At 68.8% G+C, this 1754-nt stretch carries 1 protein-coding gene; it reads left to right on the plus strand.

The window, feature by feature from the left end; genetic code table 11:
- Positions 1 to 1754 (plus strand): type I polyketide synthase (locus JK364_RS54195; RefSeq protein ID WP_201858844.1); only part of this gene is annotated, 1754 nt, incomplete at both ends.

The raw sequence follows: 1754 nt of genomic DNA on the forward strand, positions 1-1754 counted from the left end.
GCTGCGGCCGATCTCGGCTGAGCAGTTGCAGGCGGCCCAGACCAGCCGTTACGACTCGCTCTTCCAACTGGACTGGCAACCGCTGGACTTCTTCGGCACATCGAATGCGTCCGGAGGCCCGTGGGCGGTAGTGGGGTCAGATGTCGGGCTGGGTGAGGCGGTGGTCCGTGCGGGCGGGGCGTGTGCCCGCTACGAGGACGTGCCTGCGTTGATCAGCGCGCTCGATGAGGGCGAGGCGGCGCCCGGGACCGTGGTGCTGTCCTGCCCGACGAGCGTCCCCGGCGGCGTGGTTGCGGGGGTGCGGGAGTCGCTGTCCGCTGTGCTGTCTGCGGTGCACCGGTGGCTGGGTGAGGAGCGCTTGGTCGGGTCCCGTCTGGTGGTGGCCACCTGTGGTGCGGTCGCCCCTGGGGCGGGTGAGGACGTTGCCGATCTGGCGCAGGCTCCGGTGTGGGGTTTGTTGCGGTCGGTGCAGACCGAGAATCCCGGCCGGTTCCTCCTCCTGGACCACGACCCCGACCACGGTAGCGAGATCAGCGCCGCTGCAGCGGACGCGGTGGTGCGGGTCATCACTGCTGGTGCGGACGAGCCGCAGCTGGCGGTCCGGGGAGAGACCGTCCTGGTTCCGCGGTTGTCCCGTGTGGCCAAGCCCGCAGCCCCTGATGCGTCTGCGCGGTTGGTGTCTGACGGGACTGTGTTGGTGACGGGTGCGTCGGGTGTGCTGGCGGGCCTGGTCGCTCGACATCTGGTGATTGAACACGGTGTGCAGCATCTGTTGCTGGCCAGCCGTAGGGGTCCGGACGCTCCGGGGACAGCGGAGCTGGTGGTTGAGCTGGAGGCGGCTGGGGCGTCGGTCACCGTGGCCGCGTGTGATGTGGCCGATCGTGATGCGGTGCGTGAGCTGTTGGCTGGTGTTCCGGCGGAGGTGCCGCTCAGGGGTGTGGTGCACACCGCGGGGGTGGTTGATGACGGTGTCGTGGAGGGGCTGAGTGATGAGCGTGTTCAGCGGGTGCTCGGGCCGAAGGTGGATGCGGCCTGGCATCTGCATGAGCTGACCCGGGACATGGGGTTGGAGGCGTTCGTGCTCTACTCCTCTGCCGCGGCCACGCTCGGTGCCGGTGGGCAGGGGAGTTACGCGGCGGCGAACGCCTTCCTCGACGCCCTGGCCCAGCACCGCCACGCCCACGGTCTGCCCGCCCTCTCCCTGGGCTGGGGGCTGTGGGCTCAAGCCAGCGGAATCACCCAGAACCTCAGCGAGACCGACCTCGCTCGCATGGCGCGTGGCGGCACCATCGGACTCACCACCGAAGAAGGCCTTGCCCTCTTCGATGTCGCTCAGGGGGTGGGGCGTGGTGTGGTGTTGCCGGTGCGTGTGGATGTGGGGGCGTTTCATGGGCGTGGTGGTGTGTCGGTTCCGGCGTTGTTGCGGAATGTGGTGCGGGGTGCGGTGCGTCGGGTTGCGGTGGGTCGGGATGGGGCTGGTGTGTGGCGGGATCGGTTGGCGGGTGTGGTGCCGCGGGAGCGTGAGCGGTTGCTGCTGGAGCTGGTTCGTTCTCATGTGGCGACGGTGCTGGGGCATGCGGACCCTGCTGGCATCGACGCAGACCGCGCGCTGAAGGATCTGGGCTTCGATTCCCTCACTGCGATCGAGCTGCGCAATCAGCTTGGGGCGGCCACCGAGCTTCGACTCCCGACCACGTTGATCTTTGACTATCCGACGCCTTCGGCCATCGCCAGGCATCTGGACGGTCGGCTGG

This window comes from Streptomyces endocoffeicus, from assembly GCF_016741935.1.
GTDB lineage: Bacteria > Actinomycetota > Actinomycetes > Streptomycetales > Streptomycetaceae > Streptomyces > Streptomyces endocoffeicus.